Annotated in this window: 21 protein-coding genes and 2 pseudogenes; 10 read left to right on the forward strand and 13 right to left on the reverse strand. The window is 44.7% G+C overall.

Annotation, left to right across the window (positions count from 1 at the left end; all coding sequences use genetic code 11):
• Window positions 1-183 precede the first annotated feature (183 nt).
• Window positions 184-1368, forward strand: coding sequence for a mannonate dehydratase (gene uxuA, locus HRQ85_RS02400; protein ID WP_172378577.1), 1185 nt, complete (start codon window positions 184-186; stop codon window positions 1366-1368).
• Window positions 1369-1536: 168 nt separating this feature from the next.
• Window positions 1537-3366 carry a glycoside hydrolase family 28 protein gene (locus HRQ85_RS02405; protein ID WP_172378578.1) on the forward strand — a complete coding sequence of 610 codons (1830 nt, stop codon included), beginning with the start codon at window positions 1537-1539 and terminating at the stop codon, window positions 3364-3366.
• A gap of 142 nt (window positions 3367-3508) precedes the next feature.
• Here HRQ85_RS02405 and HRQ85_RS02410 read toward each other — a convergent pair.
• Window positions 3509-3655, reverse strand: a pseudogene (locus tag HRQ85_RS02410) (DUF1090 family protein); the annotation flags it as partial.
• Between the two features lie 149 nt (window positions 3656-3804).
• On the opposite strand from HRQ85_RS02410, the pseudogene HRQ85_RS02415 reads away from it, so the two are divergent.
• The 4 genes and pseudogenes from HRQ85_RS02415 to HRQ85_RS02430 form a co-directional block, all read left to right on the forward strand.
• A pseudogene (locus HRQ85_RS02415) lies at window positions 3805-4102 on the forward strand (MFS transporter); the annotation flags it as partial.
• 167 nt (window positions 4103-4269) lie between these two features.
• On the forward strand, window positions 4270-4788 hold the full coding sequence (locus HRQ85_RS02420) for a TetR/AcrR family transcriptional regulator (RefSeq protein ID WP_017085532.1): 519 nt from the start codon (window positions 4270-4272) through the stop codon (window positions 4786-4788).
• On the forward strand, window positions 4785-5840 hold the full coding sequence (locus HRQ85_RS02425; RefSeq protein ID WP_172378579.1) for an alcohol dehydrogenase family protein: 1056 nt from the start codon (window positions 4785-4787) through the stop codon (window positions 5838-5840). The genes HRQ85_RS02420 and HRQ85_RS02425 overlap by 4 nt, the downstream gene beginning before the upstream one ends.
• Window positions 5841-6075: 235 nt before the next feature.
• The gene (locus HRQ85_RS02430; protein ID WP_172378580.1) at window positions 6076-7170 is read left to right on the forward strand and encodes an HDOD domain-containing protein; all 1095 of its coding nucleotides are present in this window, start codon (window positions 6076-6078) and stop codon (window positions 7168-7170) included.
• 101 nt (window positions 7171-7271) lie between these two features.
• On the opposite strand, the gene HRQ85_RS02435 is transcribed toward HRQ85_RS02430, so the two are convergent.
• From HRQ85_RS02435 to HRQ85_RS02460, 6 genes are all read right to left on the reverse strand, one after another.
• A complete protein-coding gene (locus HRQ85_RS02435; protein WP_172378581.1) occupies window positions 7272-7670 on the reverse strand; it encodes a DUF1090 domain-containing protein in 399 nt (132 codons plus the stop codon).
• Window positions 7671-7823: 153 nt separating this feature from the next.
• On the reverse strand, window positions 7824-9344 hold the full coding sequence (locus HRQ85_RS02440) for an SgrR family transcriptional regulator (RefSeq protein WP_172378582.1): 1521 nt from the start codon (window positions 9342-9344) through the stop codon (window positions 7824-7826).
• A 10-nt stretch (window positions 9345-9354) separates the two neighbouring features.
• Window positions 9355-10365, reverse strand: a complete 1011-nt coding sequence (locus HRQ85_RS02445; RefSeq protein ID WP_172378583.1) for a Gfo/Idh/MocA family protein — start codon at window positions 10363-10365, stop codon at window positions 9355-9357.
• A gap of 113 nt (window positions 10366-10478) precedes the next feature.
• Entirely contained in the window at window positions 10479-11378 is a 900-nt protein-coding gene (locus HRQ85_RS02450; protein ID WP_172378584.1) for a homocysteine S-methyltransferase family protein, read from the reverse strand.
• Between the two features lie 203 nt (window positions 11379-11581).
• Window positions 11582-11860 (reverse strand): type II toxin-antitoxin system RelE/ParE family toxin, encoded by a 279-nt coding sequence (locus tag HRQ85_RS02455; protein WP_048610373.1) that lies wholly within the window; start codon window positions 11858-11860, stop codon window positions 11582-11584.
• Window positions 11857-12141: a hypothetical protein gene (locus HRQ85_RS02460; protein WP_017059448.1), complete on the reverse strand. Its 285-nt coding sequence runs from the start codon at window positions 12139-12141 to the stop codon at window positions 11857-11859. The genes HRQ85_RS02455 and HRQ85_RS02460 overlap by 4 nt, the downstream gene beginning before the upstream one ends.
• Before the next feature lie 183 nt (window positions 12142-12324).
• Here HRQ85_RS02460 and HRQ85_RS02465 point away from each other — a divergent pair, with 183 nt between their 5' ends.
• A complete protein-coding gene (locus tag HRQ85_RS02465) occupies window positions 12325-13026 on the forward strand; it encodes a lipoate--protein ligase family protein (protein WP_172378585.1) in 702 nt (233 codons plus the stop codon).
• 57 nt (window positions 13027-13083) lie between these two features.
• Here the strand turns inward: HRQ85_RS02465 and HRQ85_RS02470 are convergent, their stop codons facing one another.
• Together HRQ85_RS02470 and HRQ85_RS02475 are read right to left on the reverse strand one after the other, a co-directional pair.
• Complete coding sequence (locus tag HRQ85_RS02470) at window positions 13084-13485, reverse strand: SAM-dependent methyltransferase (protein ID WP_172378586.1); 402 nt, start codon at window positions 13483-13485, stop codon at window positions 13084-13086.
• A 35-nt stretch (window positions 13486-13520) separates the two neighbouring features.
• Window positions 13521-14408 carry a DMT family transporter gene (locus HRQ85_RS02475; protein WP_172378587.1) on the reverse strand — a complete coding sequence of 296 codons (888 nt, stop codon included), beginning with the start codon at window positions 14406-14408 and terminating at the stop codon, window positions 13521-13523.
• Window positions 14409-14527: 119 nt separating this feature from the next.
• Here HRQ85_RS02475 and HRQ85_RS02480 point away from each other — a divergent pair, with 119 nt between their 5' ends.
• Window positions 14528-15112, forward strand: coding sequence for a TetR/AcrR family transcriptional regulator (locus tag HRQ85_RS02480; RefSeq protein WP_172378588.1), 585 nt, complete (start codon window positions 14528-14530; stop codon window positions 15110-15112).
• Window positions 15113-15243: 131 nt separating this feature from the next.
• Here HRQ85_RS02480 and HRQ85_RS02485 read toward each other — a convergent pair whose 3' ends face one another.
• The 3 genes from HRQ85_RS02485 to HRQ85_RS02495 form a co-directional block, all read right to left on the reverse strand.
• Window positions 15244-16119 carry a radical SAM protein gene (locus HRQ85_RS02485; RefSeq protein ID WP_172378589.1) on the reverse strand — a complete coding sequence of 292 codons (876 nt, stop codon included), beginning with the start codon at window positions 16117-16119 and terminating at the stop codon, window positions 15244-15246.
• A gap of 215 nt (window positions 16120-16334) precedes the next feature.
• Window positions 16335-17156: an SDR family NAD(P)-dependent oxidoreductase gene (locus HRQ85_RS02490; RefSeq protein ID WP_172378590.1), complete on the reverse strand. Its 822-nt coding sequence runs from the start codon at window positions 17154-17156 to the stop codon at window positions 16335-16337.
• A gap of 210 nt (window positions 17157-17366) precedes the next feature.
• Window positions 17367-18212, reverse strand: a complete 846-nt coding sequence (locus tag HRQ85_RS02495; RefSeq protein WP_048609935.1) for an enoyl-CoA hydratase/isomerase family protein — start codon at window positions 18210-18212, stop codon at window positions 17367-17369.
• 327 nt (window positions 18213-18539) lie between these two features.
• On the opposite strand from HRQ85_RS02495, the gene HRQ85_RS02500 reads away from it, so the two are divergent.
• On the forward strand, window positions 18540-19913 hold the full coding sequence (locus HRQ85_RS02500) for an MATE family efflux transporter (RefSeq protein WP_172378591.1): 1374 nt from the start codon (window positions 18540-18542) through the stop codon (window positions 19911-19913).
• A 9-nt stretch (window positions 19914-19922) separates the two neighbouring features.
• Window positions 19923-20837 carry a LysR family transcriptional regulator gene (locus HRQ85_RS02505; RefSeq protein WP_172378592.1) on the forward strand — a complete coding sequence of 305 codons (915 nt, stop codon included), beginning with the start codon at window positions 19923-19925 and terminating at the stop codon, window positions 20835-20837.
• A 127-nt stretch (window positions 20838-20964) separates the two neighbouring features.
• Here HRQ85_RS02505 and HRQ85_RS02510 read toward each other — a convergent pair whose 3' ends face one another.
• Window positions 20965-23037 carry an alkyl/aryl-sulfatase gene (locus HRQ85_RS02510; protein WP_081229243.1) on the reverse strand — a complete coding sequence of 691 codons (2073 nt, stop codon included), beginning with the start codon at window positions 23035-23037 and terminating at the stop codon, window positions 20965-20967.
• Between the last annotated feature and the right edge of the window lie 108 nt (window positions 23038-23145).

Here is a 23145-nt window from a genome sequence, read left to right on the forward strand (position 1 = left end):
CGACAAGGCTCCTCTTGAAAGCTGATTCATTCACTAGGTTGTAAATAGGTAATCGTCTTTAGACCGGCGTAGACCGGTGCTATCTCGGGCAGTAATTGTCATTGCTGCCATTAAGAAGTCGTTATTGCATTTAGCTTGATTAATTCAAGCCGGCTAAGTGCGTCTTAAAGAAAGGTAAGTCTCATGGAACAAACGTGGCGTTGGTACGGCCCTAATGATCAAGTTTCGCTAGACGATATTCGTCAAGCGGGCGCAACTGGTATTGTGAATGCACTGCACCATATTCCAAATGGTGAAGTTTGGACAAAAGAAGAAATCCTTAAGCGTAAAGCCATTATCGAAGAGAAAGGTTTAACGTGGTCGGTTGTAGAAAGCGTGCCTGTGCACGAAGAGATCAAAACTCAAACTGGCAACTACCAGCAGTGGATTGATAACTATAAACAAACCCTGTCTAACCTTGCAGAATGTGGAATCGATACGGTTTGTTATAACTTCATGCCCGTGTTGGACTGGACGCGTACCGATTTAGAATTTGAAATGCCTGATGGCTCTCGCGCACTGCGTTTTGACCAAATCGCGTTTGCGGCATTTGAGCTGCATATCTTGAAGCGCCCAGGTGCAGAATCGGACTATTCAGAGTCAGAGCAAGTGCAAGCGTTGGATTACTTCAACAACATGACGCCAGAGCAAATTCAGCAGTTGACCAACAACATCATCGCTGGCCTGCCAGGCGCTGAAGAAGGTTACACACTAGAAGCGTTTCAAGCACAGCTAGATCGCTATGCGGGAATCGACAAAGATAAACTACGTGACCACATGTCTTACTTCCTCGCTGAGCTGATGCCTATCTGTGATGCGAATGGCTTGAAGATGGCGGTTCACCCAGACGATCCACCGCGTCCCATTCTAGGCTTACCTCGTATCGTTTCAACGATCGAAGACATTGATTGGTTGACCGAGCATGTACCGAGCAAAATGAATGGCTTGACGATGTGTACGGGTTCATACGGTGTTCGTGGCGACAATGATCTGGTCAATATGATTAAAAAGCACGGTGACCGAATCTACTTTACGCACCTGCGCTCAACCAAGCGTGAAGAAAGCAACCCAATGACATTCCATGAAGCAGCGCACCTAGATGGTGATGTGGACATGTACAACGTTGTGATGGCTATCTTGGATGAAGAACACCGTCGTGCAGAAGTGGGTGACCATCGCTTAATTCCAATGCGTCCGGATCACGGCCATCAAATGTTAGATGACCTGAAGAAAACCACTAACCCAGGTTACTCGGCAATTGGTCGATTGAAAGGCTTGGCTGAAGTTCGTGGTCTAGAAATGGCATTGAAACGTGCTTTCTATAAATAAGTAATATATCACTCAAAACACGCCTCTAAATGACTCAATTTGATTCTGTTCTTAAATGAAATATTTAGAGGTTTGTGATCTAAAACAATTAATTGACATCTAGTTATTTATCAAAAAAATATAACTTTTTAATCCGTACTTCTTTATCCAATAAAAGGGAACATTTATATGAAAAGGTCATTTTTAATTTTTTCGATAGCAGCTGCGCTGGCTTCGAGTAATTGTTTTGCTGCTCAATCTGAGAGTGAAAACAATTACCAAGGATCTTGGGCTCAAGTTCCTGTTATATTGTCTAATATAACAGTTCCAACATTTCAAGATTATAATATTAAAGTAACAGATGATTTGTATGGAGCAATTAGTGATGGAAAAACTGATGCAAGAGAGTCTATACAAAGAGCAATTCGTGATGTCTCTCGATATGGTGGAGGAAAAGTAATTATCCCTTCTGGTACGTTTTTAGTTGATGGGCCGATTTTTCTAGAAAATAATGTTAACTTTCATCTAGAAGAAGGGGCTGAAATACTATTCTCTACAAATTATAGTAGCTATCTCCCACAAGTATTAACTAGGTATGAAGGTGTAGACCTATATAACTTTGCGCCTGCAATTTATGCGTATCAAAAGAAAAACGTAGCAATCACAGGTTCTGGTACTCTTAATGGTCAAGCGGAAGAAAGTTGGTCTACTTGGGTACAAAAGGCAAAAGACGAATCTCTAAAACGAGTGTCTGGTTCACCAAAGAGTGATGCCGAGACTAAGTTAAGGGCACAAAATAACTCCATAGCTCCAATCTGGGAGCGGAAATACGAAGAAGCTGATTTACTGCGTCCTGCATTTATTATGTTTTATGACTCAGAAGATATTCTTTTGGAAGGTGTTAACATTATAGATGCTCCATTTTGGGTAAATCATTTCTATATGTCTAATAATATTACTGTACGTGATATAACGATGCAATCCTTGAATAAAAACAATGATGGTATTGATATAGAGGCAACCAGCAATGTTCATATTCATGATGTTGTTTTTGATACTGGTGATGATGCAATTGCAATTAAATCAGGCCGAGACCTTGATGGTCTTAAGAAAAGAATACCTAGTTCAAATATCGTAGTACAAAATGTAAAATTCTTAGCTGATGATGCGGTTGCACTTGGTTCAGAGGCTTCTGGTGGAGTTAGAAATATATTTATAGAAGATGCGGTTGCTAAAAATTTACGTAAAGGATTCTATTTCAAAACCAATAAAAATAGAGGGGCACAATACGAGCATATCCGTGTACGTAATATGAATATTGAGGATTTAGCAGATGTGCCAGAAAATAGTAAAAAACTAACAATGATAGAAATTACTACTAATTATGACCACAAGAGTGTTGCCTACAATCGAGATCCTATTTATAAAGACATTCGTTTTGAAAATATTACTGGCGGTTGGTCAATAAAGCCTATGTTACTAGAAGGAACAGATACAACCCCAATTAAAGACTTTGTTTTCGATAATGTAAGCTTAGAAAATGGCGAGAAACCTGTAGTGATTAATGATGTGGATTTTGATTCAGTCTACTTCCGTAATTTTACCGTAGGTGATAAACCATTAACTGCAGTGGTTGATGGATCATCTAGTGAAACGACTATTAAACAATCCACAAACATCCCACCAGATGTATATGCTGGAGAAGATCAAGTCCTAGATTTGAATGTTAGTGATACTATATCTCTTAGCGGTAATGTTTTTGACAAAGATGGAGATGATTTCGAATTAAAATGGACTGTAATACCTAATGATGTAGATAAATATCCTACCGGTGAAGGTAAAAATAACAAAACCACTTACTTTAAGTATGGTGACCCTAAAAACGTTGAATTCTCATCTCAGAATAAATTGTCAACAGAAGTAACCTTCAAAAAATCTGGAGTTTATAGAGTACAGCTAGTAGCAAATGATGGGCAAGGGAAAGGCTATCATACGGTTTATATAGATGTGCGATCGTAGTTAACTTTCAAACCTAGAGAGACTAGCTCCGTTCAACCTGAAGATACAAGTTAAATGGTCTTACTAAGAAGTAAGACCATTATTTTTCCAATTATCTATTAAGGGATCTTAGCCTGTTTTTACTTCAAGTTATAGATTTTACGCAGTTCTCTTTCGAGGCTTTCAACGCTTTTGTTAATCGCTCCACTTTGTACTGATTGTCGTACTGCTCAGCTTTCTTTATTTGATTTTCGATCTCACAGAACTTCTTCTCACATCCTACAAGTGCATCGTATTGGGTGCTCGCCATGCTGTTAAAAGAGAATGCGCAAAGAAACAGTAATCAGCCTTTTAGGTGTCTAGTGATGGTTTACCTTCTTATTGGGTCTATTTAGTTTGTGCTTATATTTATTGAGTCTCACTTCGAGAGTACATTAGCACCCGATCACTTCGCTACTGGCAAGGCTTCAAACGATAGATGCGGTGGGTGTCTATTTTTCACAACACTCAATATGGTTTTTAATTCTGATGATGCTGCTGGTGGTCATGGCATTTGGTATTGCGATTCCCAATGTGTTGAGTCGCGAATTAGTTGGCTACCAATCTCAAGCGGGAAGTGCAGGTGCACTATTTGGTTTGATGTACTACACCTTGATTGGCTCAGGGCTCGCTTTAGCGGGAATGGTTCAAAATTTAGGGGGTGTTGGTACTTTGCGGCGCTTTGTCTGTGTTGGTGACGATACACAGCCGACTCTAGATTTAACGGTAAGTCTCTCATTCATATTGATAAATTCCGCGTCCTCTTTGGCGCGGAATTTATCATTTCTTGGTTTGTAAATTTGGATATTGACAGGGGTAGAGTGATCGTTCTACTCTGTAAGTAGAACAATCATTCTACCCTTTGTCGGGTATTGAGAGAGCACTATGTTGAGAGAACAGATTGCAGCAAGCCTTGAAGTAGCGTTCAGCCAACAAGGTTTCGCTGAGCCGAGCGTTGCACAGCTGAAAACAGCGTGCGATGTAAGCCTAAGAACCTTGTATAAACACTTCCCTTCAAAAGAAGCGATGATCGTTGGTGCCTTGGAGTATCGACACCAACGTTACCTAGATTTCTTGTTGGAAACGTCGCCTGAAAAGGGGCTCGAATCGGTTACTCATATCTTCAACAAGCTCCAACAATGGTTAGAAGAATATGCGCCGCACGGGTGTATGTCGATGAATGCGATGGCCGCGTTTCCCGATAATGAGCTTATCAGCCAAGCGGTTACACAGCATAAAGAACAAGTTCGTTTGCTAATAGGCAAGCAGAGCCTGCGAGAGGATCTCGCGACACCGCTGTTTTTACTTCATGAAGGCGTATCAAGCGCGTGGCCAGTCTTAGGCGAAGAAGCAGTGGCATCGGCACAGAATATGGTGACAAAATTACTCAAGGAAACAGTATGAATTTCGAGATACCAAAAACAATGAAAGGTGCAGAGATGCTAGGTCACGGCGGAGCAGAAATGCTGGGCTACCGCGAAGATATCGCTGTTCCTCAAATTGAACCTAATGAAGTGCTGATCAAAGTCATGGCAGCAGGTGTTAATAATACAGATATCAACACACGAATCGGTTGGTACTCAAAAAGTGACGATTCAGACGATGCCAGTTGGTCGGGTGAAGCGTTGAAATTTCCTCGAATCCAAGGTGCTGACGTGTGTGGTTTCATCGTAGCCGTTGGTAACGAAGTTTCGGCTGAGCGTATTGGTGAGCGTGTTCTGATTGAACCTTGTTTAACAGAAGTATATGGACGAGATCTGCCACAGCCATGGTATTTCGGTTCTGAGTGCGATGGTGGTTTCGCTGAATACACCAAAGTAGCAGCTAAGCATGCTTACGCGGTGAACAGTTCTATGTCGGATGTTGAGCTAGCGTCTTTCCCATGTTCTTACTCAACAGCAGAGAACATGTTCACTCGCTCGAATGTGGTTGAAGGTGATCGCGTGCTTATCTCAGGTGCATCGGGCGGTGTGGGCTCTGCGGCTATTCAGCTAGCAAAAGCTCGCGGCGCGTATGTTATTGCCATCACTAGCCCAAGCAAGAACCAACAGTTACTTGAACTTGGCGCTGATGAAGTGATTGCTCGTGATGCGGATTTGGTTAAAGCGCTAGGCGAAAGCAGTGTGAATGTGGTTATCGACTTAGTCGCCGGTGATAAGTGGCCGGAATTCCTTGAAGTGCTGAAACCACACGGTCGTTATGCCGTATCTGGCGCGATTGGTGGCGCTATGGTTGAGCTTGATGTTCGCACTTTGTATCTCAAGGATCTCAGTTTTTTTGGTTGCACGGTTTTAGAACCACAAGTATTCCAGAATCTAATCAACCGTATTGAGAAGCAGCAGATTGGCGCTATCGTTGCACAGTCTTTCCCGTTGGCTGAAATTCATACTGCACAAGATGAATTTTTGAAGAAAAAACACGTCGGTAAGATCGTACTAGAAGTAGCCCAGAGTTAACTTTAGATATTGTCATGCATCTAACCTATATAAGAGCGAGCAAGCGTTATGTGCTCGCTTTTTTGTTTCTAGTGAGTGCTGGTAGGCACAGTCTCGCAGCCTGTTGAGTAACAGATCCTATACAGCTGAGAAATTAATGATTCATTTGTCATTGTGTGGTTTATGAATTAACTGTGCGATAATCACCGCCGTTATATATCCCGAATTGTTTGATAATCATCTAGGAGCCGTATTGATGTTTAAAAGGGTATTGCAGGCACTATTCTCACCTTTTGTTGATTCAAAAAACAAACCCTCTGCAGAGCCTGCCCAACAAGAGCAACAACAAACCGTTGCTACTGATTCTGTTCAGTCTTCAATTTTTGTTCCGCCGTCGTCCGATCAACCATCATCATTGATCGTCGATAAGACGCTTAGCCTTCATGATGGTGAGTTCCTTGATTATTTGTTTGGAGAGTCTCGCCTTCGCACGGAGTCAGACCCATTTAGTGATTTTGTCGCTTGTCAGATCGAACGCTTGATTCGCTCTCCAAAAGCCTTGCTTAATGAACTGCCTGTGATGCCAGCCTCTGTGACCACGTTAATGGCAGAATTACAGAGCGATGAGTTTGATGTCGATGCACTGTTAAGAGTGATTGAGCGTGAGCCGAGTATGGCTGCCGATGTAATTAAGTTGGCAAATAGCGCCTTTTACAAACGCAATGAAAAACAGGTTACCGACCTAAAAACAGCATTCCTCAATATGGGATCTCAAGGGCTTGTTGAAGGGGTGGTGAATAGCTACATGAAGAACTTCACGCCGGGGAACAATATTTACTGGCGTCACTTCGGTGAGAAAATTTGGAATCACAGTGTTCAGACTGCGTCGTTTTCTAAGGAGTTGATGAAAGACTCTTCATCTCAAGAAGATCAAGCGGCGGCGTACTTTGTTGGGTTGATTCGCAACTTAGGCAAGATGATCATTTTCCAGATGATGGTAGAAGCCTTCAAGCATGTTGATCCTTCTGTTCCACCTAACTCGTTAGCATTGAAGCGCCTGATGAACAGCTACTCTATTCGCCTGACTTACACCATTGCTAAGTTCTGGGAGCTGCCAGAATCTGTGTTGACTGCAATTGGCTACCAAGAGTCGAGCCGATACGAATGCACACCACTTGGTCAAGCTGTGTTTGAAGCCAACTATTTGACTGAGTTGTACTATTTACTGGAGGAACAAACGATTGAAGTCGAGCAGTTTAAGCGCAGATGCAAAGAAACACTAACGTCTCCGGCGGCATACAAAGTGGCTAGCCGGATTTATAAAGAGTCTGAATTGGCGCTGGTAGGATAATAACGCCTGGCGTTGGCTAGGTTGATTCTGAAGTCGTCCTAAAGCGGTATTTTCTAAATGGTCTTACTAAGCAGTAAGACCATTTTTGTTTCAATTATCGATTAAGGGATCTTAGCCAGCTCTTGTTTCAATTCATCGATTTTACGCAGTTCTTTTTCGATCTTACCCTCATACTTTCGAATCTTATCCGCTCTTTCATCTCTTTTTGCTTCTTCTAAATCGGCTTGGTATTCAGCTAAATCTTGTTCATTGGATTCAATCTTCTCACGGAGATCATCCTTCAAACCTTCATTGGTGCAGTTCTCTTTCGCGGCTTTCAACGCTTTTGTTAATCGCTCTACTTTGTACTTATTGTCGTACTGTTCCGCTTTCTTTATCTGATATTCGATCTCACAGAACTTCTTTTCACAGCCTGTAAGTACGTCGCATTGGGTGCTCGCCATGCTGTTAAAAGAGAGTACGCAAAGAAACAGTAATGAGCCTGTTAGGTGTCGAGTCATGGCTTACCTTCTTATTGGATCTATTTAGTTTGTGCTTATATTTGTTGAGTCTCACTTCGAGAGTACATTAGCACCCCATTTCTTTGCTATTGGCAGGGGAGTGTTAAAGATAAGTCGCTGTGCCTAATGACTTATTTTTGAACATGGCTAGATTTACAAATGGTTAATCCACAACTGATCGAGTTCGCACCAACCGAAACCATTCACTTGCGCGCCGTGTATCTTTTCTGAAACCTCTAAGTTGAACGCCTCTTGCTTGAGCTCAACCACAACCCCAGAGTCATTCAACCAATGCTTGAGTTCCAACAGTGTATTCATCGCTAACTTAACGTTGGGCTGGTTTCTTATTGAGGCTGAGCCTTGTTCGATTTTCTCTAGCATCTCAGCAGGCAGCGCTAAGTCCTCAAACGGGAAGCGACTGAAGAAGCTTAACCACGAAGTGAAGGTGTCATTCTCATCAATAATGCTGCATAGCGCGACGTCTTTAGTAGTTAGGTAGTTAGTTAGGTAGTGCCCATATTCGACGCTGGTTTTGTGGTCGCCAGACACTGACAACTGATCGAAAAGGGCTTGGCATTCAGAGGTGTCTTCAACGGTGAATTCACGAACTGACTTAGTTAATGTTGGGTTCTGAACCTTGAAAAACGTTGAGCCGAAATCCGGTTGGGAAGCATGGTCATCGCCACGCACGGTGGTCGTTTTCTCGGGCAGTTTCACGCACACCTGATTTTGAGCGCAGGCTTTGCTCTGTGCCCATTCCGGGTAGACCCACAACTCGACTCGATTGAGAATCGGCGTGTTGTGTGAATAGGCGCTATTGCGGCTCAATCTCAACATCTTGCTTGAGAAGATGTCTAATGAGAACGCGCCAGATCCAATCAGCCTATCAGTCGGTGATGGGTGATCGAATACGGAGGCTTCAGCCCTAGCAAGTAGGCGCGGTAAATGCCAATCAGGTTGATTCAATTTCACGACAACCACATTGCCTGCCGAGACAGAGACCTCATCAATATGCTGATAACAGCGACGCCATATTTTGCTTTGGCAGAGAGAGTTAAGGTTGCGTGCTATGTCTTGAGGTTCAAGCGTTCGACCGTTATGAAAGTGAACACCATTGCGAATCTGAAAGTGCCACTGTGTCGCATCTAGATTAGGCTGCCAATGATACGCTAGATCGCCGCTGAGTTTGCCGTGCTTAACGGAGGTTAGGCGTTGGCAAACTTGCATCACTAAGAAACGTTCGGTGCGTCTAAGTACTCGTTGAGGGTGAAGCGCCTCGAGTTCTCGGTGAAAAGGGATGTACGCGATATTTTGCGCCGACGGATTGGTATTGCTTAGAAAGGCTTGCAACTCAGCGCCAGCATTGCGGCCATTGAAGCTCAAGGTGCTAAACACCTGTTCTATGTTGCCTGCGTCAGCTTGGGTTTGTGCGTATTGGTAACACGCCTCAATGGGTTCAACCAGACACGTGAGTTGTGCCTTCTTGCTGCGGCCTGAGCTAGCTTGCCACTCAATCCAGCCTTGTGCTGTCATCGCTTTGAGTAAGGTCTGAACGTGACGTTCACTCACGTGCAGCAGTGTGGCCAGTTGGTTGACCTGACAATGTGATACTCCAGGCCCAAAAGCCTGAAATATCTTTTCATACAGTTCAAGCTTGCGCTTAAGGTTGCCCAATTTGCTTTTCCTAACGACGAGGTTGAGTTAAATGTGGATAGCCAGAGTCAATCAGTGCGTTTTCCATCGTGTCGAGAACTAGAGAGGTTATCTCTGAGCTTAGGATATTCGATTCAGTTTTGCCCTGAAGGACTAACTCTGAAAAATGGTCGATTTCAAACTCGAACCCATTCCCTGTCACTCGGTAGTTGATGGTCGACTTTTGGCCTTGATGTTCTATCTCAATAAAGGCCGGATTCCACCATTTTTCGTGGATGGTGATCTTAGTATCAGGTCCACTCAAGTGTGCTGAGCGGGGAAGGTTTTGCACTGTTGATGCCGATATCTTACCGTTCATATCGCCAGAGAAGGTAAAGCACGCATTGGTATCAACATTCGCCCCCTCATAAAGACACGACATCTCTACCTGAGGTTTTGAAGGGTTCATACCCAGCGTTCGACACAGATCGTAGAAGAACCAAAGCCCATAGACGCCGACATCGAGTGTTGCTCCGCCTGATAAATCCGGATTGAAGATAAACAAATCGGGATCATAGTCGTGCTGGTTACCAAAGCTGGCTTCGATTGAGTCTATCTGAATGTGGTTGTCGACCAAGAATGATTGGAGCTCACGATACGCGGGAAACACCACAGTTTTCATCGCTTCTAACAGCATCACGCCATTTTGCTTGGCGAGGGCTTTCATCTCAAGCCAGTCAGCAAGGTTGGTAAAAGCCGGCTTCTCAACCAATACATGTTTTTTATTCTTTAGAAACAGTTCGGCGAGTGGCTGGTGGTATGGGTGAACCGTAGCGATGTAAACCGCTTCAACATTTGGGTCATTCGCCATTTCTTCATAAGAACCATAAGCCTTGTCGCAACCAAACTTGTTGGCGAACGTGGCTGCACGTGAGTGATCTCTGGCGGCAACAGCATACAGTTCACCATGCAGACAGTGCTCTGTGACTGCGGTTGCGAATCGATTGGCGATATTGCCTAGCCCTGCGATGCCCCATTTAATTTTGCGTTGCGTGTCGCTCATCAGTTACTCCAAATCGTTGTTTTGTATCAGTGTACTCAGAGACGCCACATACAAATAGAGAACAGATTTCTCAACCTGTTCTCTATTTATTTTATTCTAGTTGAAGCTCAAGATTAGCTCTGTATTGAGTGTTTCCAATCGGCTAGGGCTTGAATGTGTTTTGGCCCAATGCCACAACAGCCACCTACGATATTTGCGCCCAGTGCATGCCAGCGTTTTGCGTAAGCTAAGTAACCTTGGCCATCCAGCTCACGCATTTCTTGAAACATATCATTCGCTTCATGTTCGCTGCTGATAGGCGCAAAGTTATTGGCGTAGACACCAATGTCTAAATCACGGCCTAGCTCATCGATCACCTTCTTGGCATCGATAATGGCTTGGTCCATCACTTCAGGCACTGAGCAGTTAAACATAATGCCTGTCGCGTTCGATTGGCAGGCAAGTTTGATGGCATCTGTTACGCTCTCGCCTGAACGAATTTTGGCAGAATCGCCCTTGGTATCTTCCAAACTGAATGCGTAATAACACGGCTTATCGGACTGCTTAAGTACCGCATGAATGGAATCGAATTCTTGCAGGCTACAGATGGTTTCCGCTATCCAAAGATCGATGTTTGGGTCTTGAGCATCGTAAAGCGTTTGAATGATTGGCGCGGCTTCTTCGACTTTAAACAAGTCTGGTCGGTAGCTGCCAAATGGCGGTGGAATCGCGCCCGCCACTTTCACGGTGTGAGAAGCATTGTCTGCAACTGCTTTAGCCAGTTCGCCAGACAGTGCGGCTAGTTCAAAGCCTCGTTGTTTGAACAGCTCTTCACCCAAATGAAAAGGCACACAGGCGTAGCTATTGGTGATTAGGATTTCAGCACCTGCATCGACAAAGTTTTGATGCGCTTGGCTAACAAATTCGGGTGCTTCAATCAGCGCTTGAGCACTCCAAAGTGGTTGAGAAAATGGCGCGCCAATTTCTTTGAGTTCTCGGCCCATGCCGCCATCAAGTATGGTTAGTGTTTTCATATTCAATACTATCTAAACAATTGCTGAAGTTCTGCCGCCACCATATCAGACAACCTTGTTAGACAGAAGCCAGTGTTATCGAGAAAAGGTGTCGGACTGTTTTGGAGATAGCCAAGGCATAATTTAGATCGCTCTTTGACAATAATGTGCACCTCCACACGAATCAATATCTATACGCATGAGTGGCATACCAGAGGAAGTAATCAATCCATTGGGAACTTTTGTTTCTGGTGCAGTACGCGCATAATTCGGATAACGTCGCCTTCTATCCAATAGGAGACGATCATTGAAATCTCAGGAATTATAAGTAATCGTCCACGAATGCCGTCTCTCTGTACACCCATTAGAGGCTGCTCAAGCAAGTTTTCTACTTTTGTTTCAATGAGGTTGTCAGCGTTCTCTGCCGCATCAGGGTTGAAGTCATAGATAAACTCAAAGATCCTTTCACGATCATTGAGTGATTCTTCTTCCCATAAAATCATTGCTTACCTCGATTACGGATTCTGGCTTTGCGTTCTTCCATTCGAGATTTAGCCGTTTGGTGTTCAACGAAAACGGATTCTCCTGAGTCAAACTTCTCAAATGCTAGGTTTACTTGTTCAGTTAGCCATGCATCGTGAGATAATGTCTGTCTTTGTTGCTCTGCGAGTTGCTCAGTAAGCTCACGGCAAGCACCACTCAGTGTACGACCTTGGCTCTCAGCCATCTGTTGAGCTAGGCGTTTTGTTTCTTCATCAACACGAAATTGAATTCTAGTGTCCATGATGTATTCCTTTATTGGTGTGTGTACAAATGTTAGCACTCGACTTTGAGATGGGCAACTAACAAACACTATGGCGCCAATAACTACATTTGGGCGCTGTTTCTATCTTATATAGCTCTATCTATCATCAATCACTTCAGAACGTGAAATGGTAGGTCACCACAGTCTGTAGAGGAAAGTGCATTGAAGTTAACAAATAAACTCGTACGTTACCCGCACATTGATGTTGATCGTGCGTTTGAAAAAGAAGCTGAATTATTGCAGCAAATTCAGGCGGGTGAGATTGGACAAGCCTTAATGCTGTGGCAAGCAAAAACGCCGACACTCGTTTTGCCCGCAGGTAAAAAGTGGCCAGTGACGGTGGAATCTAGAAAACAACTTGCTGCACAAGGCTGGCAACTCACCTCACGTAAAACGGGTGGTGCTCCCGTTCCCCAACTGCCGGGGATCATTAACCTATCGCACATTTACCATTGGCCTCGTGATGAAGCCTACAACATCCAAAAAGCGTATCGACATTTATGTGATGTATTAACCCTGTTTTTTAAAGAACTGGGCATCGATGTGGATGTGCACGCAACTCCTGGTTCTTATTGTGATGGCGACTATAATCTCAATATCAACAAACAAAAATTAGTGGGTACTGCGCAGCGTGTTTTACTTAAACAAGGAGGCGGCCAAATTGTACTTTCGCAAGCCTGTATCTTGTTGGATGTCGACTTAGAAAACATCGTTGCGCCAGTGAATTTTTATAATCAAGTTTGCGGGAATCCAACCGTAGTGGACGCGCAGGTTCATACTCCCTTGTCCGCGCATTTGACAACCCTTCCCAATGTAGACTCACTCTTTCAGCAGTTAAGCCAAGCTTTCATCAAGCATGCGTGATACCAACCTTTCGTTAACACACAGCTCGATCTTGGTTTAGGAAGACCAATTTCTCGCTTATCCCTTCTCTCTATAGATCGCTGGCTTGATATCCAACAGTGGTGTGTTGTTCAAGCAATCTAAGCCTCTCACGCTTACGGTGCCATTCTCGATTTTTTCAATCGGTAGCACGGCGGCACCTATAGGGTTTGGTCTGTGCGGTGAACGCAGTGCAAAGGTGCCTTTGGTCGGCGTCTCTTCATCCCAGCTTTGTATTAACTCGTCTCGTTTCGCACCTTCTAACCAATACAAGATCAAGATGTGGTCGCCACGGTTTAAGCTGAGCAAACCTTGCTGATAAACGTCATCTAAGATGATTTCACAGATCGGACCGTTGTCCGGTTGGATATTATTCGGACACTCCGAAATCGAGTGATAAGGCGTAGTAATTCGACCAATAAATTTCAGTTCTTCAGACATATTCAGCTCCTATTTATCTCTTTATTAGTTCTTAATTATTCTTGGTTTTTCATCGTCACTAAGGTGTAGATGAAGATCGTAATCAAGATCACCACACCGCCGACAATACTGGTTGTTGGCGGGATCTCGGTGAAGAAGATAAACGCCCAAACTGGTGCTAACACGGTTTCTAACATCAGAGTCATTGATACCTCTGGCGCGGTAATGTGGCGCGTTGCGACCATAGATAACACTCGGCCGACAGGAGCCGTAAACAAGCCCATCATGCCCATGATTAACCACGTTTCAACGCTGTAGCTTGATGGCGTTGCAAAGAAAAACATCACAACTGCTAGCAACAAACCACCTAGGCCAACGCTCGCCAATCGGCTGACGTCTTGATATTTACGCAGCAAGGTAAACATCATTGAAAGGCAGATCACCGCGAACACAGCCAACGCATCGCCCATCCAATTGCCTGAAGAAAACGAACCTGAAACCACAATCGCAATACCGATCATTACCGCAACAATGGCAATCAGAGTTGAACGGCTGGTGGCTTCTTTCAAGATTAACCAGCTGAAAATAGCCGCAACCGCAGGGGCTGCACTGAGGATCACAAAGGTATTGGCAATCGAGGTCATCTTGATGCTGAACACCAAGCCTGAAGCGCTGCCGAGCATAAGAATACCCGCTGCTAACAATGGCCAACCGCTTTGTACGACTGCTTTTCGTATTCCACGTTTGTCGTTGAACTTAAGCAAAATCGGCATCGAGATAGCGCTGAATAAGCCGAACAAAAAGGCAGTATCGAATCCGCTGACACCGGCATAACGAATGAAGATTGGGTCAATACTCATTAACACGGCACCTGCGATCGCGAGCGTAAAGCCGAGGGTTCGTGTGTTTCTTGCTTCAATTTTAGGAAGGTTCATTGTCGTCATTTCTCTATCCAATTATCTGCTATCAATAAATCATACTGGTGAGCATGATTTTAAAAATTGGTTGAGTCAACACAAATCATACTTTAAAGTATGATCTCTGTTTTGGGGTGGATGAAGTAATGAGCAAGATTGAGCAGAATAAAGAGAAGAAACGACTCGCGATTTTAAAAGCGGCGAAGGAGATATTCCTCGCGGAAGGCTATGTGCAAACCAGCATGGACCGAGTCGCTAGTGAAGCGGAAATGACCAAGCAAACGCTTTATCGTTACTTCTCTTCTAAAGATGTGTTGTTTGAAGCGACGTTAAGACAAATGGGTAGCCAGACAGACGATAAGTTGGTGGTGCATTTGCAACACGCCGATACTCGACAAGCGCTATTGGGCTTTGCAAAAGACTTCGTTTTGTTTCACCTTTCGAGCGAACATATTGCGACCTTTAAGCTGTTGATAGCAGAAGGCAGTAAGTCTCCAGAATTAGTTAGTCGTTTTATGGACGTTGGCCCAGATGATACCGATCGCGTGCTTGCTCAGTTTTTCAGTGAGCGATTCGATATTGAAGAACCACAAACCAAAATTAAGCTTTGGCTTGGTATGGTGATGAGTGTCAGAGAGGGTGTGTTGATGGGAATGCCTGCACCCACAGAACAAGAGATTACAGCTCACGTTGAAGCGAGTACTGACTTGTTGTTAGCGGCTTTGGCTTAGGTAGGGCTGTGAATCTGAAAAAGTAAGATATACGTTAGGCGCTGCTGGACTTTGATTATTCCATAATATGGAGTTGCAACGCCTGTCGTTTGGTCTGTTTACGTTTACTGGTTACGAATTAAATCGAGCTATTACCAAGCAAAGGTCTTAATAACATTTTGCTTGGTGATTGGGTTATGCGCGATGTCTTGATTGATCTTATCAAGAAACGGCTTGCGAGCCTGAGGCAACATACCACGCATTGGTGAGATGTTATTGCCGTGGTCGCCCCAGTAGTAGCAATCGAAATCTTCTAGGTTTTCGAGCAAGTATTTTTCTTCTTCCAGAATCTGTAATGGCGTTGGTAAAACAAACTCGCCACGGTTTACTTCTTTTTCCAACACCGATCCCGGTTGAACGGCTAAAGCCATTGGTGCAATCGCATCCGGCTGCATGATGTTCAGCAAGCTGGTGGTATTAATCGCATGCTCGACAGAACGTTCTTTGCCGCCAAGACCAAAGATGAAAGAAGCCAGCACCTTGATGTCTGCTTCACGGGCTAGGTTCATACCTTCAATTGCATGCTCACGCGTCATGCGCTTTTGAATGCGTTCAAGCACAATTGGGTCACCGGACTCCAAGCCGGAATAGGCCATGCTTAAACCTGCCGACTTAATCTCTTTTAATTCAGACAAGCTCTTACGGCGGAAGTCATTGAACCCTGAATACAGAGAAATGTTCTTGATCACTGGGAAGGTGATCTTGATGTAATCCAGAATCGAAATCAGCATCTCGGTTCTAATCGCCATCACATTACCATCGACCAAAAAGATAGATTCAACATGCGGGTAGATCTTTCTCGCCGCATCAATATCTTCAAAGATGTCTTTGATATCTCTTACTTTGAAACGCTTATCATCAAACATCGTGCAGAAGGTACATTGGTTATTACTGCACCCCAATGTTGTCTGGATGAGTACGCTCTCTGCTTCCATCCAAGGACGATAAACTTTACCTTCAAAACGCATAAGTGCCCCTCGGCCGTAGCCTGTGTTGTTTCGACGAGGGCAAGTTTAGCAACCTGCATCTTGGGTGATAATTGGGCAAAGCGGGGAATCAGTATTAAAGAAATTTTAATAATCGAAAGAGCGCGCAGTTCTTTGTCTGTATAGATAGAACTGCGGCTTGGATTGTGTGTGTGGTGGTGGTGGGGAGTGTTAGTGGTCTCTTTACTAATGAATGATCAGTTCGCAACGCACAGCTTTTCTTCGAGTAATTGATCAAGCACTGTCACCAGCTTGTGGTTCTTGTTCTTGTCTAATGCGTCGGCGTGCGGGTCTTTGAACAACCCAGAATCATTATCAAAATATCGACCGGAAGCGTTGGCAAACTCATCACTGAGCGCAGCACGACAAAGAATATCGGCACCAATCGCCAGATCGTTTCCATCAACGCCATAAGCATCTTTCACCAATTTACTGCCAAGGAAAGAGGCTGGGTTTACAGGGATAATTGCGGTGCCCTTGTCTAAAAGAGTATTGGCTAATTCGATGGACCACATAGTTAGCGCCAGCTTACTTTGCGCGTAAACCGGACCATCAAGTTCACCCGCATTCGGGCTAATCAATGCATCTAAATCGACGGGGGCTTGGGCTGCTGAAGATAGGTTGACGATACGACCTGTCGCATCAAAAAGAGGAAGCAGCTTTTTTGTCAGTAGATACGGCGCAATGGTGTTTACGACAAAACGCACATCAAGATTGTCTGGAGTGGTGATGTCCGACACCTTATACACACCTGCGTTGTTAATGAGTATATCGAGTCGTTTGTGATCGCTTTTGATTTGGGTTGCGAGCGCCTCAACTTCAGAGAGCGTCGATAGGTCTGCGATGTAGCTTTCGATGATTGCATTCTTAGACAGGCGAGACAGAGCGGTCACGACTTTATTGACCTTAACTGGGTTGCGACCATGAATCAGAACATGGTGCCCTTGCTGTGTTAGTGCTTTTGCGGTCTCTAAACCAATGCCATCCGTGGCCCCTGTGATCAGAATTATTTTTTGCATATTCCGTCCTTCAAAAAATAGTTTGAACAACGTTATAACAAAGATTAATGACACATAGTTGCATTTGGCTCACAAGCTGAAGACTCAAATGTGAGTCTATGGGGCAAATAATGACCATTTTAACACTTGGTGGTTAACCGTTGGCGTTTAACGATTAAGTAAGACAATGGGCCAGTTTGTGGCTGACCCAAATTAAGAGAAGTGACCGAGTTATTTGATGTCTTGAACGTTCATAACCAGAGTTTCCCAGTTACGTTGGTTTTCCATATCGTGCTCTAGGCCTTGCTCATCGGCAATTTGGAAGCGCTTAACCGCAGGGGTTTTGCTCGTAGCTTGATACAACCAATATGCTTCCGCTTTGAGTGCTTCGTCGATCGGTTTATCGATAGACTCGTACACCGCTTGCTTACATGCATTGATCGATTCGGCAGGGAATTGAGCGATTCGTTTGGCTAGAGTATCAACATATTCGCCAATTTCATCCGGCTCTAGTGCCTTGTTGATGGTGCCGTATGCTTCGGCTTCGTCAGCATCAAAGTCTCGTGCACTTAGGACGATTTCGAGTGCGCGACCTAAGCCGACTTGGCGTGCCATACGTGATGCGCCACCACCACATGGAAGGATGCCCATACCCACTTCCATTTGCATGAATTTGTATTTACCGCGAGCCGCGAATCGCATGTCACACGCCAGTGCAAATTCGTGGCCTCCACCTCGGGCGAACCCTTCAAGCTTGGCAATGGTGGCTTGTGGCAGTTTGCTGATTCTTTCCAGCACCACTTGCAGGTCGAGTAACTTCGCTTCTTCACGAGAAACGGCTTCTGTCGACATGTCTTTCAATAAATTGGTGTCGTAGTGACAGACCCAAACTTCAGGGTTTGCTGACTGAAATACCACGACCTTGATGTCACGATCGCGCTCTAGTCTCATTGCTAAACCATTGAGGTCGGCAAGCATCTCTTGCCCTTGAACATTCACAGTACCGAAGTCAAAAGTGACGGTAAGAATCCCATCCTCGGCTTGAGCTTTAAACGTTGTATAACCTTGATATGCCATTTCCATATTCCTTCTGAGAGATTTCATTTCAGCCTATTCAGTGTGAATGCGACCTAAATTCAGGCTAGCGAGGAATGTTCGAACCAACAATTAACCATTAAACGAAACACTATTAACGAATTATTAAGAGTTTTGGCGCGTTTTATAATTTTAATTTATTCAATGTCTTAGATGGTTATTATAACGTTGAAGGTATCTTGCCAATTCGATTGTCAACGAAATCTAAAAACTCATTCCTTGTCTGGCGCTCTTATCCTTTTCATTTAGCTTCGTATACTGCTCAATTAGGTAATTAGCCCCAAGGTACAGACAAGAGTGAACCGACTTATGCAGATGAGATCCGCGACTTTGAAAACCATTATTGAGAAAACGCTGCCACTGACGCTGGGTGTGTTTGCGATCATGATGGTGCAATTGGTCGATTCGATCTTTATTGGTCAGCTAGGGGTTAATGAGTTGGCGGTTCACGGTATCACCTTGCCATTCCAAGCGGCGTTTACCGGGGTTCAAGTGGGCATCGGTGTGGCGGCAACGTCCATTATTTCTCAAGCGGTAGGGGCAAAAGAGCAACGTAAATCTACTTCAATTGCCACGCTGTCGGTCGGATTTGGAGTCTTGGTGATTGCTTTGATCTGCATAGGGCTGATTGTTTTTAGCGATTCTGTTTTTGCGTCGTTTGTGAATGATGTCTCTGACGCTCAATACCAATCCATGCTGTCTATTTTTAATGTGTACTGGCCACTGTGGTTGTTCAGTGCATTGATGGTGGCGGTGCTTTATCTGGCCACCTGCGTTTATCGTGCCAATGGCGATACCAAAACAACCGGCAGCATGTTCTTGGCTGCCAGCGTGATTAACCTAATTCTCGACCCTATTCTGATCTTTGGCTTGGATATGGGCATTGCCGGGGCAGCGATCGCATCGAGCATTGGCTACGCATTCGGCGCAATCTACATGCTAATCAAGTCTCGCGGCAAAGGTTGGTTTGGCTTCAATGGCGCGTGCCGTAACCAAATCAAAGGCTACAGTTTTGAGTTATTCAAGACGGTAATGCCAACCACTGCGAATCAGATATTACCTGCGGTCAGCGCGTTCTTCTCAATGCTTTTGATTGCGAGAATCGGAACCGATGAGATGGCTTTTTGGAGCTTACTCGCCCGTGTTGAAAGTTTTATGCTGGTGTTTTCTCTTGCTCTGACCATGTCTATCCCGCCTATGATTGGTCGTTACCTAGGGGCGCAGCAGCGATGCAAAATCCCTGAGCTATTGAATACAACAGCGAAGTTCTTATTAGTTTTCCACACCGTGATGGCCGCATTATTGGCGCTGTTTAGTGGCTGGATTATTCCTGTCATCTCGGAAGAACAAAACATACGCTGCTGGTTTGAAGTGACCTTGTTATTTATCCCGTTCAGCTATGGGCCGCTTGGGCTTTGCATGTTGGTTGCTTCGGTGTTTAATGCTTTGGGTGTGCCTCGTAAAGCTTTGAATGTCTCTTTCTTACGCTTGTTTGTTTTCTACATTCCGGCGTTATGGCTCGGCTCGATAACCGGAGACATGATCAATGCGGTTATTGCTGCGACCGTCGCCAATGTTTTAGCGGGCGCTTTTGCATGGTTTAAGCTTAATGCCTATATTAAAACTCACATTATCCCTCGTGCCGCTGTGGCCAATAAGCAGCGTGTACTCAGCGCAGGTTAGCCATTATTGATGAATATTGAACATCTAAAATTGTTTGTGCGACTCGCGTCTACGCACAATATCAGTCAAGCAGGACAAGAGCTTGGGTTGTCACCTCCGGTAGCCAGCATTCATATCGGAAAGCTCGAAGAGAGCCTAGGTGCTCGTCTTGTGCATCGCACCACGCGGAAGGTTTCCCTGACCGAAGAAGGCATGGCATTTCTTCCTCACGCCAAGCAAATCCTTTTGAGTGTCGAAGCGGGCGTTGCCTCTGTCGGAACTGGTAATGAATTACCAAAAGGGGTGTTGCGAATATCTGCGCCTTCATCGTTTGGTCGCATGCATGTTATGCCAGCGCTAAAAGGCTTTTTGGCTAAGTATCCAGATCTGTCGGTGGACATTTCACTCAGTGATTCAATTGTCGATCTGGTCGATGGCGGCTTTGATGTGGCGATTCGTAATGCGGAGCTACAAAACTCAAGCCTGATCGCTCGTAAGCTCTCGACTGATAAACGTATTCTGTGTGCGTCGCCAGAATATTTGGCAGCTCATGGCTATCCCAAAACACCAGAAGACCTCAAGCAATATCAATGCATCAATCAAACCGGCTTAGAAGGTTGGACGTTCGATACACCAGAAGGCGATGTCACCATCAAGAAGAAAGGTGCTATCCGCGTTGATCACGGTGAAGCGGTAAGGGATGTGTGTGTTGATGGTTTAGGCATTGCCATGTGCGCGTCATGGATTGCTTATAAGCAGCTCGCGGAAGGTTCGCTGGTTGAGGTATTGCCTGATTACCCTTTAAAAGATGAGGCGGCTATCTGGGCGGTATACCCGAGTGCTCAGTTGCTTGCACCTAAGGTACGCGTATTTATCGACTACTTTGTTCAATATTATGGTTCACCTTCTTATTGGGATTGCGAAGTAAACGGTCAAGCTCAGTAGCGATTCAGAAACACTTATTGATAACAAATAAGAAAGCCCCGACCAAAAGGTAGGGGCTTGTTTTTATGTTCTTTATAGAACGTTTTTCTAGCTAACTGCTGTTGTTTTTATTTAGTGTATCTGGCGCTTAATGAGCGTGTACCGCTGAATCTTGGTATAGCTCTGCATCAACTTCTTCGCCTTTGTTTGGACGCGGTACAATCTCAAAAGAGGTGTCAGCTTCTGTCAGTGAAGACAGCAGTTTGTTAAGTGATGTCTTATCACCTTTCACGCCTGCTTGTCCGTCTTCTAACAGTTTTCCTAGGCTTGTTTTCTTAAGCACGATGTCAGACACGTCAGACTTATTGATGATCAGTGTCGTATCGGCGTCTTGTAGCTCGCTCACTTGAATGTTGTTCAGGTTACCGTTAGACATTTCAACGTAGTAGAACTCTTGCACGTCTGGTAGCTGAATATTCAACGTAAATGGTGTTTCTTGTGCTTTTAGCGAATCCACTTTTACGGCTAAGTAGTCGAGTAGGTTTTCAATGGTCATGTTCGCTAACACATCCGGTGATGCTGTTTTCGGTGCGCCCGGTTGTGTGCCAATACGAAGCTCTTGAGCGCCGGTTAGGTAGATGTTTCTCCAACCTGCACCTTCTGATTGATAACCCAACTGCTCGTAAGTATCAGCCAATAAGCCGCGTGCAACTTTGTTCTCTGGTTCTGCTTGAATCACCTTATTCAGTGCTGTTGCAACGAAGCGGTATTCACCTTCTTGGAAGTCTTGCTGCGCTTTTTCAATCACAGCGTCGCTGCCGCCCATGTACTCAACAAACTTCACTGACTCTGGCTTGATTGGCAATGGGTTTAGGTTAGCTGGGTTCATGTCGAAGTAACCAAGGTACATGTTGTACACCGCACGAGCGTTGTGAGAGTAAGTGCCGTGGTAACCGTTGGTGTGCCAAGACTGTTGAATGCTGTCTGGCATTACCTTGTAAATCTCGTCCCCGATATCTTGCAGAACCACACCGTTATTGGCTAAGCGAAGCGTTTGGTTATGAGTAAAACCGTAAGCGTCACGCTGCATTTTTAGGTAATCAGAGATCTCTTGTTCGCCCCAGATTGGCGATGAGTGAGACGCAAACAGCACCTCAGTATCTTCACCCCAAGTGACTAACATCTCGTTGATCTTCTTAGACCATTTCAAGCCGTCACGTACTTTAGCGCCACGCAGCGTGTACAGGTTATGCATGCCTTGGTAAGTCAGTTCGCCAGTCCAAAGTGCTTTCATGCTTGGAATATACGTCACCATTTCAGAGGCCGCTTCGGTACCTGAAGCATCCATGAATTGCATTTCTAGGCCGTCAATAACCAGAGTTTCAATCTCTTCGTTATGGTTCAGCTCGTAGTCTGGCAGTACGTAAGTAATGCTACCGGTTGATAGCCCTTTCGACAGTGCAGCATCAACAATACCGTGCTCGTGTCGGTTCAGGGTTGCACCATACTGATAAGCGGTACGACGAGACATTGCATTACCCGCCAATACGTTTTCGTCGACGATCTCTTTAGTAATGTTTTTCGAACCGTACACTTTTACATCTGGGTATGCGTCTTTGATTGCTCTTGCGCCACCAAAGTGATCAGCGTGCGAGTGAGAGTAAATCATAGCAACGACGGGCAGTTCGCCGCCATCAGGCACATTGCTCTTGAAGAATTTGAGTGATTTAGCGGCCGCTTCTTTGGTAAGAAGAACGTCGTAAGCGATCCAACCGTTGTCACTACGAATGAAAGAGATAGACGCTAAGTCAGCACCTCGAACTTGGTAAACTTTACCCGGAACAACTTCATATAAGCCTTCTGCTGCTTGGTTCAATACCGCTTGGCGCCACAGTGAAGGGTTTACTGAATCTGGTGCTTGGTCTGCATTCGTCACACTTGGGTCGATAAAGTTAAAGCTATTGCGAATGATGTCGCCCGTCTCTTGGTCGAAGCTAGCAATAAGACCCTTGTTGTTATTGTCGAAAGCGCGAGTGTCGGCAAAGTTAAGTGTTTTTGCGAACTCTTGGTTTGCCTTGGTCGTCATCTCGGTTGCGCTTTTGCCACCTTGGTCGCCAATTTCGCTGAAGTGTGCGTGGTCATGGTTAGCTGCAACTGCAGGGAATGCGAGCGAGATAGCTAGGAACAGTGATGCATTTTTGAACGTGCGTGAAGTCGTCATAAGAGCCTCTTCATTTCAGAATTTTGTTTCGTTGAGGCGATTATAGGAATAAGACATATAGCAAAAAATAAAGTAAGCTTTATTTAATACATCACGATTGGCTATGTA

The sequence above is a fragment of the Vibrio sp. Vb339 genome (assembly GCF_902751245.1).
GTDB lineage: Bacteria > Pseudomonadota > Gammaproteobacteria > Enterobacterales > Vibrionaceae > Vibrio > Vibrio coralliirubri.

Coding starts and splice junctions, on each gene's coding strand:
- uxuA (WP_172378577.1), top strand. CDS start 184: ATGGAACAAACGTGGCGTTGGTACGGCCCTAATGATCAAGTTTCGCTA.
- HRQ85_RS02405 (WP_172378578.1), top strand. CDS start 1,537: ATGAAAAGGTCATTTTTAATTTTTTCGATAGCAGCTGCGCTGGCTTCG.
- HRQ85_RS02420 (WP_017085532.1), top strand. CDS start 4,270: ATGTTGAGAGAACAGATTGCAGCAAGCCTTGAAGTAGCGTTCAGCCAA.
- HRQ85_RS02425 (WP_172378579.1), top strand. CDS start 4,785: ATGAATTTCGAGATACCAAAAACAATGAAAGGTGCAGAGATGCTAGGT.
- HRQ85_RS02430 (WP_172378580.1), top strand. CDS start 6,076: ATGTTTAAAAGGGTATTGCAGGCACTATTCTCACCTTTTGTTGATTCA.
- HRQ85_RS02435 (WP_172378581.1), bottom strand. CDS start 7,670: ATGACTCGACACCTAACAGGCTCATTACTGTTTCTTTGCGTACTCTCT.
- HRQ85_RS02445 (WP_172378583.1), bottom strand. CDS start 10,365: ATGAGCGACACGCAACGCAAAATTAAATGGGGCATCGCAGGGCTAGGC.
- HRQ85_RS02450 (WP_172378584.1), bottom strand. CDS start 11,378: ATGAAAACACTAACCATACTTGATGGCGGCATGGGCCGAGAACTCAAA.
- HRQ85_RS02455 (WP_048610373.1), bottom strand. CDS start 11,860: ATGATTTTATGGGAAGAAGAATCACTCAATGATCGTGAAAGGATCTTT.
- HRQ85_RS02460 (WP_017059448.1), bottom strand. CDS start 12,141: ATGGACACTAGAATTCAATTTCGTGTTGATGAAGAAACAAAACGCCTA.
- HRQ85_RS02470 (WP_172378586.1), bottom strand. CDS start 13,485: ATGTCTGAAGAACTGAAATTTATTGGTCGAATTACTACGCCTTATCAC.
- HRQ85_RS02475 (WP_172378587.1), bottom strand. CDS start 14,408: ATGACGACAATGAACCTTCCTAAAATTGAAGCAAGAAACACACGAACC.
- HRQ85_RS02480 (WP_172378588.1), top strand. CDS start 14,528: ATGAGCAAGATTGAGCAGAATAAAGAGAAGAAACGACTCGCGATTTTA.
- HRQ85_RS02485 (WP_172378589.1), bottom strand. CDS start 16,119: ATGCGTTTTGAAGGTAAAGTTTATCGTCCTTGGATGGAAGCAGAGAGC.
- HRQ85_RS02490 (WP_172378590.1), bottom strand. CDS start 17,156: ATGCAAAAAATAATTCTGATCACAGGGGCCACGGATGGCATTGGTTTA.
- HRQ85_RS02495 (WP_048609935.1), bottom strand. CDS start 18,212: ATGGCATATCAAGGTTATACAACGTTTAAAGCTCAAGCCGAGGATGGG.
- HRQ85_RS02500 (WP_172378591.1), top strand. CDS start 18,540: ATGCAGATGAGATCCGCGACTTTGAAAACCATTATTGAGAAAACGCTG.
- HRQ85_RS02505 (WP_172378592.1), top strand. CDS start 19,923: ATGAATATTGAACATCTAAAATTGTTTGTGCGACTCGCGTCTACGCAC.
- HRQ85_RS02510 (WP_081229243.1), bottom strand. CDS start 23,037: ATGACGACTTCACGCACGTTCAAAAATGCATCACTGTTCCTAGCTATC.